Source organism: Microbacterium terregens (genome assembly GCF_039534975.1).
Lineage (GTDB): Bacteria > Actinomycetota > Actinomycetes > Actinomycetales > Microbacteriaceae > Microbacterium > Microbacterium terregens.
In genome coordinates this window covers 1,986,456-2,001,197 of sequence record NZ_BAAAWH010000001.1, presented here as the reverse complement: position 1 = coordinate 2,001,197, position 14,742 = coordinate 1,986,456, and the positions used below count along the sequence as shown (strand labels likewise).

Annotated in this window: 11 protein-coding genes; 7 read left to right on the top strand and 4 right to left on the bottom strand. The window is 68.2% G+C overall.

What is annotated here, in order from left to right; genetic code table 11:
- Positions 1 to 5: 5 nt before the first annotated feature.
- On the bottom strand, positions 6 to 2,456 hold the full coding sequence (locus tag ABD655_RS09145; RefSeq protein ID WP_344713380.1) for a DNA gyrase/topoisomerase IV subunit A: 2,451 nt from the start codon (positions 2,454 to 2,456) through the stop codon (positions 6 to 8).
- Between the two features lie 65 nt (positions 2,457 to 2,521).
- Here ABD655_RS09145 and ABD655_RS09140 point away from each other — a divergent pair, with 65 nt between their 5' ends.
- Entirely contained in the window at positions 2,522 to 3,646 is a 1,125-nt protein-coding gene (locus ABD655_RS09140; RefSeq protein ID WP_344713378.1) for an alkaline phosphatase family protein, read from the top strand.
- 6 nt (positions 3,647 to 3,652) lie between these two features.
- On the opposite strand, the gene sepH is transcribed toward ABD655_RS09140, so the two are convergent.
- Positions 3,653 to 4,687, bottom strand: a complete 1,035-nt coding sequence (sepH, locus tag ABD655_RS09135) for a septation protein SepH (protein WP_344713377.1) — start codon at positions 4,685 to 4,687, stop codon at positions 3,653 to 3,655.
- A gap of 212 nt (positions 4,688 to 4,899) precedes the next feature.
- On the opposite strand from sepH, the gene ABD655_RS09130 reads away from it, so the two are divergent.
- Positions 4,900 to 5,193 carry a DUF4193 domain-containing protein gene (locus ABD655_RS09130; protein ID WP_344713375.1) on the top strand — a complete coding sequence of 98 codons (294 nt, stop codon included), beginning with the start codon at positions 4,900 to 4,902 and terminating at the stop codon, positions 5,191 to 5,193.
- On the opposite strand, the gene ABD655_RS09125 is transcribed toward ABD655_RS09130, so the two are convergent.
- Positions 5,168 to 5,665 carry a DUF3093 domain-containing protein gene (locus ABD655_RS09125; RefSeq protein WP_344713372.1) on the bottom strand — a complete coding sequence of 166 codons (498 nt, stop codon included), beginning with the start codon at positions 5,663 to 5,665 and terminating at the stop codon, positions 5,168 to 5,170. The two genes, ABD655_RS09130 and ABD655_RS09125, sit on opposite strands and share 26 nt — an antisense overlap.
- A 12-nt stretch (positions 5,666 to 5,677) precedes the next feature.
- On the opposite strand from ABD655_RS09125, the gene dut reads away from it, so the two are divergent.
- The 5 genes from dut (at position 5,678) to dxs (ending at position 12,513) form a co-directional block, all read left to right on the top strand.
- The gene (gene dut / locus ABD655_RS09120) at positions 5,678 to 6,130 is read left to right on the top strand and encodes a dUTP diphosphatase (RefSeq protein ID WP_344713370.1); all 453 of its coding nucleotides are present in this window, start codon (positions 5,678 to 5,680) and stop codon (positions 6,128 to 6,130) included.
- Positions 6,127 to 6,726 carry a DUF3710 domain-containing protein gene (locus ABD655_RS09115; RefSeq protein ID WP_344713368.1) on the top strand — a complete coding sequence of 200 codons (600 nt, stop codon included), beginning with the start codon at positions 6,127 to 6,129 and terminating at the stop codon, positions 6,724 to 6,726. The genes dut and ABD655_RS09115 overlap by 4 nt, the downstream gene beginning before the upstream one ends.
- Complete coding sequence (locus tag ABD655_RS09110) at positions 6,723 to 7,484, top strand: DUF3159 domain-containing protein (protein WP_344713366.1); 762 nt, start codon at positions 6,723 to 6,725, stop codon at positions 7,482 to 7,484. The genes ABD655_RS09115 and ABD655_RS09110 overlap by 4 nt, the downstream gene beginning before the upstream one ends.
- A 134-nt stretch (positions 7,485 to 7,618) precedes the next feature.
- A complete protein-coding gene (locus tag ABD655_RS09105) occupies positions 7,619 to 10,453 on the top strand; it encodes an aconitate hydratase (protein WP_344713364.1) in 2,835 nt (944 codons plus the stop codon).
- Positions 10,454 to 10,551: 98 nt separating this feature from the next.
- The gene (dxs, locus tag ABD655_RS09100; RefSeq protein WP_344713362.1) at positions 10,552 to 12,513 is read left to right on the top strand and encodes a 1-deoxy-D-xylulose-5-phosphate synthase; all 1,962 of its coding nucleotides are present in this window, start codon (positions 10,552 to 10,554) and stop codon (positions 12,511 to 12,513) included.
- 66 nt (positions 12,514 to 12,579) lie between these two features.
- Here dxs and ABD655_RS09095 read toward each other — a convergent pair whose 3' ends face one another.
- Positions 12,580 to 14,739, bottom strand: a complete 2,160-nt coding sequence (locus ABD655_RS09095) for a 3-hydroxyacyl-CoA dehydrogenase NAD-binding domain-containing protein (RefSeq protein WP_344713360.1) — start codon at positions 14,737 to 14,739, stop codon at positions 12,580 to 12,582.
- Positions 14,740 to 14,742 lie beyond the last annotated feature (3 nt).

The window sequence follows — 14,742 nt, the reverse complement described above, 5'->3', positions numbered from 1 at the left end:
GGACCTCACACCAGAGTGCGGCCGATCGAGCCGATGACCGCCTCGAGGGGCTGGCCCGAAGCATCCCGCTTCGCGGTGGCCTCCGGCAAGGTGCGCGCCGCGCCGTCGGGGCCGACCGCGCGTGTGTTCGCAGAGCCGACCCAGGCGAGCATGAGGCGATCTTCGCCCTTGAGGAACGCGTGCGCGCGCACGCCGCCCGTGCCGCGCCCCTTGCCGGGGAACTCCTCGAATCGGGAGATCTTGATACGTCCGGGATCCGTCCCGGGCAGCACGCCCTCGGTCCCCGACACCGTGACCGCGACGATCTCATCGCCCTCGACGGCGCCGAAGAAGACCACGCTCGCCTTCGTCGACAGGTTGACGCCCGCCATTCCACCCGCGGGCGCCCCCTGAGGACGCACCGCCGAGGCGGAGAAGTGGAGCAGCTGCGCGTCGCTGGTGACGAAGACCAACTCGGCGTCGTCGGATGCGAGAGCTGCCCCGATGACAGCATCCCCCGGCTTGAGGCCGATGATCTCCACGTCGGGTTTCGGCGCCAGCGTGGACGGCACGATGCGCTTCACGACGCCCTGTCGGGTACCCAAGGCGAGCGGTGTGTCGTCGTCGAAACGGATCAGGGCCAGGACGCGTTCGTTCTTGTCGGTGATGCCGAGGTAGTCGCGCAGGACGACGCCCGCACCCAGCTGCACGGATGCCGGTGGCACCGACGGCAGGTCGACCGGAGTGAATCGCAGGACGCGCCCGGCCGTGGTGACGGCACCCAGCTCGCCGCGCGTGGTGGTCGTCATCGTCGCCTGGATCGCGTCGTGCTTGCTGCGGCGGGCGGGAGCCACCAGTTCCTGCCCCTCGACCAGATCCACGCGGACGGCGCGTCCGGTGGTCGAGAGCACGACCACGGTCGGAGCGTCGGCGATCTGCAGGTCGGGGAGCGGAGCACCCCGCGTGGGCCGCGCAACGGGAGGCTTGGCGTTCATCAGGAGCGTCCGTCGAGGTGTGCCGAACGCGTCGGAGGCTGCCTCGAGCTCGCGAGCGACCTGCGCGTTGATGTGCTCCTTGCTGCCCAGCAGTAGCTGCAGCTCGGCGATCTCGGCCTTGAGCGCGTCCCGTTCGCTCTCCAGCTCGATGCGCGAGAACTTGGTGAGCCGGCGCAGGCGCAGCTCGAGGATGTATTCGGCCTGCAGTTCGCTGAGGTCGAACACGTCGCGCAGGCGTGCGCGGGCCTGCTCGCTGTCGTCCGAGGCGCGGATCACCTGGATGACCTCGTCGATGTCGAGGATCGCGACGAGCAGACCCTCGACGAGGTGCAGACGCTCTTCGCGGCGAGCCAGCCGGAAGCGGCTGCGGCGGGTCACGACCTGGATGCGATGGTCGATATAGACGCGGAGGAGCGCCTTGAGCCCCAGCGTCTGCGGCTGACCGTCGACCAGCGCCACGTTGTTGATGTTGAACGAGTCCTCGAGCGGCGTGAGGCGGTAGAGCTGCTCGAGCACCGCCTGAGGGTCGAAGCCGGTCTTGATGCCGATGACCAGGCGCAGTCCGTGACTGCGGTCCGTGAGGTCGGTGACGTCGGCGATGCCGGTCAGGCGCTTGGCCTGGACGGCATCCTTGATCTTCTCGATCACCCGCTCGGGTCCGACCTGGTACGGCAGCTCCGTCACGACCAGGCCGGTGCGGCGCGGGCCGAGCGGCTCCACCGACACCTTTCCGCGGACCTTGAAAGCGCCCCGCCCCTTCGTGTACGCGTCTTTGACGCCGTCCAGACCCATCACGATCCCCCCGGAGGGGAAGTCGGGTCCCGGGACGAAGTCCATGAGCTCCTCGACCGTCGCCTCGGGATTCTCGAGCAGGTGGATCGCGGCGGCGACGACTTCGATGAGATTGTGCGGCGCCATGTTGGTGGCCATTCCCACCGCGATACCCGCCGCCCCGTTGACGAGCAGGTTGGGGTATGCCGCGGGGAGGACCGCGGGCTGCTGGAACTGGCCGTCGTAGTTCGGGATGAAATCCACGACGTCCTCGTCGAGGTTCTCGGTGAGCGCCAGTGCCGGCGGGGCGAGCCGCGCCTCGGTGTAGCGCGGCGCGGCGGGACCGTCATCGAGCGAGCCGAAGTTGCCGTGGCCGTCCACGAGCGGCACGCGCAGCGAGAACGACTGGGCGAGCCGGACGAGCGCGTCGTAGATCGGGGCGTCACCGTGGGGGTGGAGCTTTCCCATCACCTCGCCCACGACACGGGCGCTCTTGACGTGGCCGCGATCCGGGCGCAGGCCCATCTCTGCCATCTGGTACAGGATGCGGCGTTGCACGGGCTTGAGGCCGTCCCGTGCGTCCGGCAGCGCGCGGGAGTATATCACCGAGTAGGCGTACTCGAGGAACGATCCCTGCATCTCGGCCGAGACGTCGACGTCTTCGATGCGCTCTACAGCGTCGGGCGAGGAGTCTATGGGCGCTGCGGGCATGGCTATCTGGCCTCGGGGAACGGCGGTCGGAGAGGGGCTCCCGCCGGTGTGCGAGACTGGCCCCGATGACACTCAGCCTACCCGCGGAGCCGCCACGCGCCCGCAGCCTCACCGGTGTCGTGCCGCAGATGATCGCAGCGATGGAGGGAACGTCGCAGTGGTTCGCGCCGGCCCGCAGCGTCATCGTTTTCGTCATCGACGGCCTCGGTGCCGCCAATCTCGGCGCGCGGGCCGGACACGCTCGGTTCCTGTCCGCCGCCGCGTCCAAGAAGGACATCGCGCGCACCGTCTTCCCCTCGACGACAGCCTCCGCCCTGACCAGCCTGCTGACGGGTGTCGGCCCCGGCGAGCACGGCATCGTGGGCTATCGCGTCCTCGTTCCAGACAGCGACCAGGTCCTCAACCAGCTGCGCGGGTGGGACACCGACGGGCTGGACCCTGCGTGGCAGCGCGCGGAGCCCCTCACAGAGCGGCAGGCCGCCGCCGGGCGTCCGTCCTTCATCGTCTCCAAACGGGAGTATGCCGGAACCGGGTTCACCGCCGCGATCATGCGAGGCGCCGAGTTCGTCGCAGCCGAAGATGTCGCAGAGCGCACGGGGATCGCCGCCGAACTCGCCGCACGGAATCCGGGCGCCTTCATCTACGTCTACGCGCCCGATCTCGACGCGATCGGTCACAAACGCGGCTGGCAGTCCGACGAGTGGGTGGCAGGCCTGGAGCGAATGGATGCCGCATCCCGCGTCCTCGCCGATGCGCTCGCCCCCGGTACCGGCGCGGTGGTCACCGCCGACCATGGCATGGTCGACGTTCCCCGCCACCGTCACGTGCTCCTGGGCGACGACGACGGACTGCTCGACGGTGTCCGGCACATCGGCGGGGAGCCGCGGATGCTGCACCTCTACGCCGAGCCCGGTGCCTCCGCAGATCTGCTCGACCGGTGGACAGCATCCGAATCCGGCCGGTCGTGGGTGCTCTCCCGCAGCCAGGCGGTTGCCGCGGGTCTGTTCGGCCCTGTGTCCGCCGATGTGCTGCCGCGGATCGGCGATGTGCTGGTGGCCGCGCGATCCGGGATCGCCTACTACGACGACCGGCTCGAGGACAAGGGCGCCCAACGCATGGTCGGCCAGCACGGGTCGCTGACCAACGAGGAACGGACCGTGCCGCTCATCCGACTCGGCGCGTTCGCCTGACCGGGATCAGTCGTCGCTGCGGGCCCCGAACACGATCTCGTCCCACGAGGGCATGGACGGCCGGCCCTTACGCCGGCCGGCGGCCTCAGCCACCGCCGCGTGCTCGATCTCCTGCTCACGCGTCTCCACCTCGGCACGGGGTGTCTCGTCGTAGCCGGGCTCGAGCGCGTCGAAGAGCGCCACCGGTGCGTGTGCCCGGGCGGAGGGGATCTCCTCCGTGCCCGGCAGCGGCTCCCGCTGACCGCGGCGGCGGCGGAGCGCTTCGAGCAGGTCCGCCGTCTCCGAGGAGGTGACCGGCGTCGCGGTCGCCCGTTTCATGGCGGCCTCCTGCACGGCAGGCGCAACCGGCTCGCGCAGGTCCGGGGACTCCAAGTCGGCCTCCGGCATGCGGCGCGGTCCGAATGCCCCGCTGTCGAAGCGTGTGTCGTCCTTCACCGGGGTCGCATCGAGCGCACGGAGCCGGGGGATCAGGCCTTCGGGAAGGGAACCCTGGCGGGACAGCTGGATCGCGTCCGCGTTGAGCGGCGACAACGTGCTGCGTCGGGGGTCGAAGCCCCACCGCGCGTCATGGTCTACGTCGTTCGCGGTGAACTCGAGCTTGACGATCCAGCCACCGGGGCCCTTCCAGCTCGTCCAGCGCTCGCCCGAGGCACCCGCCTCGGCCAGCTTGGCTCGCACCGCACTGCCGAATGTCGGGTGGATATCCGGATCGAGTTCGGCACCGAGCAGCACGGGGACGGCGAGGGCCTGTCCCACGACGTGTTCGCGCTCGGCGAGCACCGGCCCCTCGAAACGCGCGATGTCCTCGACGCGCGCGCCCAGCAGGGCCGCGACCTCATCGGCAGACATGCCCGCACGGATGTGCGATTGGATTTCACGCGGGCTGGCCCGCACGGTCTGCGGATCACCGTCACGTTCCTTGCGCGCTTTGCGCAGTTCTACGCGCAATACGTCATCGACGGGGAGCGAAAACCGCTCACCCGACTCGGTCACCAGGACGAGCACCTCGTCCTCGGTTCCGATCACTTTGAGCTGTTCCATGCGAAAAGCCCCTCCGATCCAGCGGTGTGCGCCCATGTTGACACAGCGGTTGCCATACGACGGGAATATCCTGCGCGCGCCGCGAGTTTCACGGCACGCAGGCCCCGAAACCGACTGCGCATTTGCGAAATGGGTTCAGGTCGTGCAAACTATCGCCGCCCCGACAGGGTCAGTGCACGCAAGCTATTCCCCGGAAGTTGAGACGTTAACGCATGGCCACGGATTACGACGCCCCCCGCAAGACCGAAGATGACAGCGAATCGATCGAGGCACTCAAGGAGCGCGTCCCCGACAAGCTGTCCGGGTCCGTCGATGCGGAAGATGCCGACAACCCCTCGGGGTTCGAGCTGCCCGGCGCGGATCTTTCCGACCTCGAGCTGGATGTCGTCGTGCTGCCCGCCCAAGAGGACGAGTTCACCTGTGTCAGCTGCTTCCTGGTGAAGCACCGTTCGCAGCTGGACCACGAGGACGCCGACGGTCCTATCTGCCAGGAGTGCGCGGCGTAGTCTGCGCGCGTCGCAGCCAGGCCGCCAGCCGGTCCGGTGTCCGCGACGAGATGACCCACGACGGCGCCGGATCGTCGGGGTCCGTGATCGATACGATCACCAGCCCGTCGATCCCGCCGCGGATGACGTGCCACGACCGCGGATTCAGACCTGGTCCGCGCGCCTGCTGGGCGTCCGCGCCCGCGACGACCGCGACGTCACCCGTGAATCCCACGTCGATGTGCGCGCGTCCCGCGGTGAGCACTCCGTCGCGGATTTCGACGACCGGCGAACCCGCGATCAGCAGCCAGATGAAGCACACCCCGATCGCCGCGCCCGCGACGAGCGCGAGGTTCGTGTCGAACGGCGAGAGGACGAGCGCGGCCATCGGGGCGACGACGGCTGCGCTGGCGATCACCCACAGCGACGGACTGAGTCGCTCTCGATAGCGGGTGGCCGAACTGGCGCGGACACCGCTCACTGTCTTCTGCATTACCCTCATTGCGTGGCTGAAACTGTGGACGTCCCCATTATCGCCCCCGACGTTCCGGTGTACGCACACCCGGGCGACGCGGGAGCCGATCTCGTCTCGACCGAGGCACTGCGACTCGAGCCCGGCCAGCGCGCACTCGTCGGCACCGGCGTGCGGATCGCGCTGCCGGACGGCTACGTCGCCTTCGTGGTCCCGCGCAGCGGGCTCGCCACCAAGCACGGGATCACCATCGTCAACAGCCCCGGCACGGTCGACGCCGGGTACCGCGGCGAGCTCAAGGCCACCCTCTTGAACACCGACCCCGAGCACGCCTACGACATCGCCGTCGGCGACCGGATCGCGCAGCTGATCGTCATGCCGGTCTCGCGAGCGCACTTCATTCCGGTCGACGCATTGCCGGACAGCGTCCGCGGAGACGGCGGATTCGGTTCGACCGGCTACCAGAAGAACGGAGTCCCGTCATGACCGACCCGACACACACGGGCGCAGACAGCGCCGAACCACCCGCAGATCGCGCCACCGCTGGACCTTTCGATGAATCGGAGGCCAACCCGGTGCGGCCTTACATCGACCTGGGCGGCATCAAGATCCTGCCGCGCGAGGGTCTGAATCTCCGCCTCGAGGTCGAGGAGCAGACCAAGCGCATCGTCGCGGTCGGACTCGACTACGCCGGCTCCACCCTCCAGGTTCAGCCGTTCGCGGCGCCGCGCACCACCGGGCTGTGGGAGGAGACCCGTGAGCAGATCAAGGCGCAGATCCGCCAGCAGGGCGGACGCGTCGAAGAGCGCGACGGTCCCCTCGGCCCGGAGCTGCTCGCCGAGGTCCCGGTCGCGGCGGGGCCGGACGGTGCCGCCGGCAAGCGCCTCGCGCGCTTCGTCGGCGTGGATGGCCCGCGGTGGTTCCTGCGCGGTGTGATCGGCGGCTCGGCCACCGGCGACGTGGAGGCGGCCGGTCAGATCGAGGACCTGTTCCGTTCGATCGTCGTGGTGCGCGGCGGAACCCCCATGCCCCCGCGGGACCTCATTCCCCTCCGGATGCCGGCCACTCCAGGCACGGCATGACCGACGCACCGCGTCCTTCGGCGGACCCGGACCCCGACGACGCTCCGGACCAACCCGGACCCAGCGCGTCGGAACTGCTCGGTGCGGCACTGGGCGGGGCGGCCCTTCGGGCCGGCTTGGATCCGGCGGACGGTGCACCCACCGGGCACGTGGTCTGGCGCGCGATGGGCGGGTGGCGCGGCATCCTGGAATCGGTCCTGCCGAGCCTCGTGTTCGTCGTCGTGTTCACCGTCACCTACGACCCCACCGCGCAGGCCGGCAACCTGTGGCTGTCGCTGGGCCTGTCGGTCGGCCTCGCGGCGATCTTCACGATCATCCGACTCGCCACGAAGTCGCCGCCGTCCGCCGCCATCGGCGGATTGCTGGCGACCGCCGGCGCCGCAGCCCTCGCACTGTGGACGGGGCGCGGCCAGGACAACTTCGTGCTGGGATTCTTCACCAACGCCGCCTACGGCACCGCCTTCCTCGTCTCGGCGCTCATCGGCTGGTCGCTGATCGGCCTCGCCGTGGGCTTCCTGATGAGCGAGGGCACGCGCTGGCGGGCCGACAAGCGCAAGCGGCGCGTGTTCTTCTGGCTTGCCATCGCCTGGGCGGCTCTGTTCGCCGTGCGACTCGCCGTCCAGCTGCCCCTGTACTTCGCGGGTGATGTCACCGCGCTCGGCACCCTGAAGCTGATCATGGGGCTGCCCCTGTTCGCACCGCTGGTGGCGGTGACCTGGCTCGCCGTGCGCGCACTCTATCCACCCACGCGCAAGTGATATATTTATCTTGACATCAAGATAAATTCTCCCGCCCAGCGGTAAGGCTGGCCTCACTAGCCAGTGCTGCCGGTGACGGGGAAGATGGGGAGAGCCGGGCCTTTGCGCTCGCTCCGCCGACGAAGGAGACCTACGTGTCCACGGTTGACAGCTTCGGTGCCAAGAGCACCCTGACGGTCGGCAGCACCGACTACGAGATCTTCCGCATCGATGCCGTTGACGGCTACGAGAAGCTCCCCTTCAGCCTGAAGGTGCTCCTCGAGAACCTCCTTCGCACTGAGGACGGCGCGAACGTCACCAAGGCGCAGATCGAAGCCCTCGGCTCGTGGGATCCCGCCGCCGAGCCCGACACCGAGATCCAGTTCACTCCCGCGCGGGTGGTCATGCAGGACTTCACCGGAGTGCCGTGCATCGTCGACCTCGCCACGATGCGCGAGGCCGTCGCCGCGCTCGGCGGCGATCCCACGAGGATCAACCCGCTCTCGCCCGCCGAGATGGTCATCGACCACTCGGTCATCGCCGACCTGTTCGGCAGCGAGAACGCGCTCGAGCGCAACGTCGAGATCGAGTACGAGCGCAACGGCGAGCGGTACCAGTTCTTGCGCTGGGGCCAGACGGCCTTCGACGACTTCAAGGTCGTGCCGCCCGGCACCGGCATCGTGCACCAGGTCAACATCGAGCACCTTGCGAAGGTCATCTACGACCGCGAGGTCGGGGGAGTGCTGCGCGCCTATCCCGACACCTGCGTCGGAACCGACTCGCACACCACGATGGTCAACGGCCTGGGTGTGCTCGGCTGGGGCGTCGGCGGCATCGAGGCCGAGGCGGCGATGCTCGGCCAGCCCGTCTCCATGCTGATCCCGCGGGTCGTGGGCTTCAAACTCACCGGGCAGATCCCGGCCGGAGTGACCGCGACGGACGTGGTGCTCACGATCACCGAGATGCTTCGCAAGCACGGCGTCGTCGGAAAGTTCGTCGAGTTCTATGGAGCGGGCGTCGCATCGGTTCCCCTCGCGAACCGCGCGACGATCGGCAACATGAGCCCTGAGTTCGGTTCCACCGCGGCGATGTTCCCGATCGACGACGTCACGCTGGACTACTTGCGCCTCACCGGTCGCGAGGAGCAGGCGGTCGCGCTGGTGGAGGCGTATGCCAAGCAGCAGTCGCTGTGGCACGACGCAGATCGCGAGCCGACCTTCAGCGAGTACATGGAGCTCGACCTGTCCACCGTCGTACCTTCGATCGCCGGCCCGAAGCGCCCCCAGGATCGCATCCTGCTGTCCGAGGCCAAGTCCCAGTTCGAGTCGGACATCCTCAACTACGCGACCCCGCTGACCTCCGACGAAATCGTCGATCTCGAGTCGAAGCACTCATTCCCCGCGTCCGATCCCGGCTCATCACCCGGGGACGAGCACGAGGACACGCGTGAGGTGCATATCTCCAGCGGGGGCCCGGCCGCGGCATCCAAGCCCGTCAAGGTGACGGCCGCCGACGGCTCGACCTACATCATCGACAACGGCGCCGTGACGATCGCGGCGATCACCTCGTGCACGAACACGTCGAACCCGTCGGTCATGCTCGCGGCGGGGCTGCTCGCCCGGAACGCCGTGAAGAAGGGGCTCAAGGCCAAGCCCTGGGTCAAGACCACACTCGCCCCCGGGTCGAAGGTCGTCACGGACTACTACGAGAAGGCCGGCCTGACACAGGATCTCGAAGCGCTGGGCTTCTACACCGTCGGCTACGGGTGCACGACATGCATCGGCAACTCCGGACCGCTGATCGAGGAGGTCTCGGCCGCGATCAACCACAGCGATCTGGCCGTCACGGCCGTCCTGTCGGGAAACCGCAACTTCGAGGGCCGGATCAACCCGGACGTGAAGATGAACTACCTCGCCAGCCCGCCGCTGGTGATCGCGTACTCGCTCGCCGGATCGATGCACTTCGACTTCGAGACCGACCCGCTCGGCAAGGACCGCGAGGGCAACGACGTGTTCCTGAGGGACATCTGGCCGGATGCCGCGGAGGTACAGGCGACGATCGACTCGTCGATCAGCAAGGAGATGTTCACGCATCAGTACGCGAGCGTCTTCGAGGGCGACGAGCGGTGGAAGACCCTGCCGACGCCGACCGGCGCGGTGTTCGAGTGGGATGAGAACTCGACCTACGTGCGCAAGCCCCCGTACTTCGACGGCATGACGATGGAGCTGACGCCGGTCACCGACATCGCCGGAGCGCGTGTGCTGGCCACCCTCGGCGATTCGGTGACCACCGACCACATCAGCCCGGCCGGCAACATCAAGAGCGACAGTCCTGCCGGACGCTACCTGGACGAGCACGGCGTCGATCGCAAGGACTACAACTCCTACGGCTCGCGGCGCGGCAACCACGAGGTGATGATCCGCGGCACGTTCGCGAACATCCGTCTGCGCAACCAGATCGTCCGCTCGGTCAACGCCGGCGCGGAGGTCGAGGGTGGCTTCACCCGTGACTTCACCCAGGAAGGCGGCCCGCAGTCGTTCATCTACGACGCGAGCCAGAACTACCAGGAGCAGGGCATCCCCCTCGTCATCTTCGGCGGCAAGGAGTACGGGTCCGGATCGTCCCGCGACTGGGCGGCCAAGGGCACGAGCCTGCTGGGCGTCAAGGCGGTCATCACCGAGAGCTTCGAGCGCATCCACCGCTCGAACCTGATCGGCATGGGCGTGGTCCCGCTGCAGTTCCCGGACGGTCAGAGCTGGGACACGCTCGGCCTGGACGGAACCGAGATCGTCTCGATCACGGGGCTGGAGCAGCTGAACGAGGGTGTCACCCCGCGCACGGTCCGCGTCTCTGCCGCGCCGAGCGAGTTCTCCGCGCCCGGCAAGGGGATCGTCGAATTCGACGCTCTCGTGCGGATCGACACACCCGGCGAGGCGGATTACTACCGCAACGGCGGCATCCTGCAGTACGTGCTGCGCTCGCTGGTCTGAGCGTCGCGGACGGGCCGGGCGGCCGTGTGCCCGGCCCTTCCCCCGCCACGCCGCGGGTAGACTTTCCAGGGCCTGCCGTGGCTCGGAAAGGATGGGGAATGTCGCTGCTGTCGTCCGTGTCAGGACCCCGTGACCTCGATGCCCTGAGCGTCGAGCAGCTGGGGCAACTCGCGGGCGAGATCCGCGAATTCCTCATCGAGAACGTTTCACGCACCGGCGGGCATCTGGGCCCCAATCTGGGCGTGGTCGAACTCACGCTCGCGATGCACAGGGTGTTCGACTCCCCGAACGATCCGATGATCTTCGACACGGGTCATCAGTCGTACGTGCACAAGCTGCTGACCGGCCGGCAGGACTTCACGGGCCTGCGCGCCCGCGGCGGACTGGCCGGGTACCCGCAGCGGTCCGAGAGCCCCCACGACGTGGTCGAGTCCTCGCACGCGTCCAGCTCGCTCAGCTGGGCTGACGGCGTCTCGCGAGCCCTCACGCGCACCGGTCGTCTGGACAGACACGTCGTCGCCGTCGTCGGCGATGGTGCGCTCACGGGCGGCATGACCTGGGAAGCGCTCAACAACATCTCCGATGACAACGACCGCAACCTCGTGATCGTCGTCAACGACAACGGCAGGTCGTACGCACCGACCATCGGCGGCATGGCGCGCTACCTCAACCGCGTGCGTACGGCGGACAGCTACCGCACCCTGCACCAGAGCTCGGATTCCTTCGCCCGCCGGCTGGGCCCCGCCGCACGCGCGTTCTACCGTGGCGTGCGTGGCGGAACCCGCGGATTCCTGTCGCGGTTCACGAACAACGCCGCGCTCTACTCCAACCTCGACATCAAGTACCTGGGCCCGATCGACGGCCACGACCTGCCGATGCTCATCGAGACCCTGCAGCTTGCCAAAGACTTCGGCGCACCTGTCATCGTGCACGCGATCACCGAGAAGGGACGCGGATACCAGCCGGCACGCGACGATGAAGCCGACCAGTTCCACGCGGTGGGGCGCATCGATCCCACCTCGGGGGAGCCGGTCGGCGTGTCCAGCGCCACAGCCTGGACCGACGTCTTCGCCGAGGAACTGGTCGCCGTGGGGGAGGAGCGCTCCGAGGTCATCGGCATCACCGCCGCGATGCTCCGACCGACCGGGCTGCTGCCGTTCGCCCAGCGGTTCCCTGATCGCGTCTACGACGTCGGCATCGCCGAGCAGCACGCGGTGGCGTCGGCTGCGGGACTGGCATACGGCGGACTGCACCCCGTCGTCGCGATCTACGCGACGTTCATGAATCGCGCCTTCGATCAGGTGATGATGGACGTTGCCCTGCATCGCGCGGGCGTCACGTTCGTCCTGGACCGCGCCGGAGTGACCGGTCCGGACGGCCCCAGCCACCACGGGATCTGGGATCTGGCCATGCTCCAGATCGTCCCGCACATCCGCATCGCCGTCCCGCGCGATGCTGAGCGGCTCCGCGAGGAGTTGCGCGAGGCCGTCGCCGTAACGGACGGGCCGACCGTCATCCGGTTCCCGAAGGGCACCGTGAGCCCCACCCTGCCCGCGCTGGAGCGACTCAGTGACGGTGTGGACGTGCTGGTGCGATCCGAAGCCCAGGACGTCCTGATCGTCGGCATCGGACCGATGGCCCACCTGGCCGTCGACGTGGCGCATCGGCTCCGTGCCCAGGGCATCGGCGCCACCGTGGTGGACCCGCGCTGGGTGGTTCCGGTACAGCCGTCGATCGTGGATCTCGCGGCATCTCACCGTCTGGTGATCACGATCGAGGACGGCATCCGGGTGGGTGGCATCGGCACACGGGTGCGGCAGGTGCTGCGCGAGGCGAACGTCGACACCGCCGTGGACGAGCTCGGGCTGCCCGACGAGTTCATCTCGCACGCGACGCGGGAGCAGATCCTCGAGGATGCCGGGCTCACCCCGGAGAAGATCGCACAGGATGTCGTGTCCCAGGTTCTGGGTACCCGCATCCCGGTCGCCCGACGGACCGAGGAGCAATCCGATTGGATGGCGGGTGTGCCCACCCCGCACAACGAGGTGCGGGACGCATAGTCCCATCCCGCGCCGGAACGGAAACGCCCGCCCTCACAGAGGACGGGCGTTTTCCGTTCCGGGGCGCTAGCCTGCGATCCCCTTGATCATGGGGTGATGGAACGTGTCGCCGAACACGCGTTCTGATGCACCCTCGCGATCGAGGTACGGCGAGGCACCACCGTCGATGAACGGCCAGGCCGCGCCGAGGATGAGGCAGAGGTCGATGTCCTCGACCTCGGGGACCACGCCCTCGTCGAGCATGAGCTTGATCTCCTGCGCCAGTCCGTCCTGCACGCGGCCGAGGATCTCGGCTTCACTTGCAGGACTCGAGCCGACGGCACCCTTGAGGACCTTCTCGGCCGCCTTGGACCATCCGGTGACCCTGCCGCTCTTGTCCTTCTCGACGACCTCGGGCAGCTCGGCGAGCTGGTGGAAGTTCTCCGAGGCGAAGAATCGGCCGGGGAAGGCCCGGGCCATCGTGTCCTGCACGTGCGCGGCGACTTTCCAGCCGACGAGGTCGATGAGCTGGAAGGGCGTCATCGGCAGCCCGATCGGCGCGAACGCCTTCTCGACAGTCAGCAAAGGGGTTCCCTCGTACACGGCTCGCGCCGCCTCGCCCATCACCTTGGCCAGGAGTCGGTTCACCACGAAGCCGGGAGCGTCGGCGGTCAGGACCGCGCTCTTCCCCAGTCCACGCGCGACCACGAAGGCGGTCGACAGTGCCGCATCCGCCGTCTGCGGGGTCTTGACGATCTCGATGAGCGGCATGACGGCGACCGGGTTGAAGAAGTGGAAGCCCACGAGTCGTTCCGGGTGGGCGAGCTTCGCGCCGATCTCTTCGACGGAGAGCGAGGACGTGTTCGTCGCGAGGATCGCGTCGTCCGCGACGATCTTCTCGATGTCTCCGAAGACCTGCTGCTTGACGCCGACCTCTTCGAACACGGCCTCGATGACGAAGTCGCAGTCCGCGAACTCGGCCTTGTCCGTCGTGCCGTGAATGAGCCCGCGGAGCCGGTTGGCGGCGTCGCCGTCGAGCCGGCCCTTGGCCTCCAGCTTGCCGATCTCGTCATGGATCGAGGCGAGCCCCTTGTCCACGCGCGCCTGGTCGAGGTCGGTGATCAGCACCGGAACCTGAAGCCTGCGCAGGAACAGCAGCGCGAACTGACTCGCCATGAGCCCCGCGCCGATGATGCCGACCTTGGTGACCTTCTTCGCGAGCGCTTTGTCGGGCGCGCCGACGGGTCGCTTCGCGCGCTTCTGGACAAGGTCGAACGCATACATGGAGGCGGCGAACTGATCGCCCGTGACGAGCTCGGCCAGCGCCTCGTCCTCGCGAGCGAAACCTTCGGCCTTCGTACCGCTCTTGGCCTTGTCGAGCAGTTCGAGGGCCGCGTACGGCGACTTGGGGACCAAGCCGATCCGGCTCTCCAGCATGCCGCGCGCCATCTTGATCGCGATCGGCCACTTCGTGAGGCGCTCGATCTTTCCCGGCTCGTGCTTGCGGTCGACCTTGATCGTGCCGCCGAGCACGCCGTCCGCCCATTTGAGCGAGTCCTCGAGGTAGTTCGAGGCGGGGAATATCGCATCCACGATGCCGTAATCGAACGCCTGCTTCGGCTTGAGCATGCGGTTCTGCTTGAGCGGGTTGGAGATGACCACCTCCAGCGCGTTCTCGATCCCGATGAGGTTCGGCAGCAGGTACGCGCCGCCCCAGCCCGGGATGATGCCGAGGAAGACCTCGGGCAGCGCGATGGCGGCGGCCGAAGCATCCACCGTCCGGTAGGTGGAGTTCAGAGCGATCTCCAGACCGCCGCCGAGGGCGAGGCCGTTCACGAATGCGAACGAGGGCACGCCGAGCTCGGAGAGCTTGCCCAGTACGGCGTGTCCCAGCTGTGCGACCAGGCGCGCGGTGTCCTTGGACTCCACCCGACTGATGTCGGAGAGATCGGCGCCGGCGGCGAGGATGTACTGCTTGCCGGTGACCCCGACCGCATGGATCTGCCCGGCGGCAGCGCGGATCTTCAGCGCATCCAGAACCCCATCGAGCTCCTTCAGCGTCGTCGGCCCGAGCGTGTTCGGGCGGTTGTGGTCGCGGCCGTTGTCCAGGGTGATCAGCGCCAGCACCTTGCCGGAGGCGAGGCGGATGTCACGGACCCGTGAGTGAGTGACCACCTCGCCGTCGGCGAGGGCATCCAGCGGCGAGAAGTCGATCTTCGCGTATTGATCCGAGGCGGTATTGGTCATCGT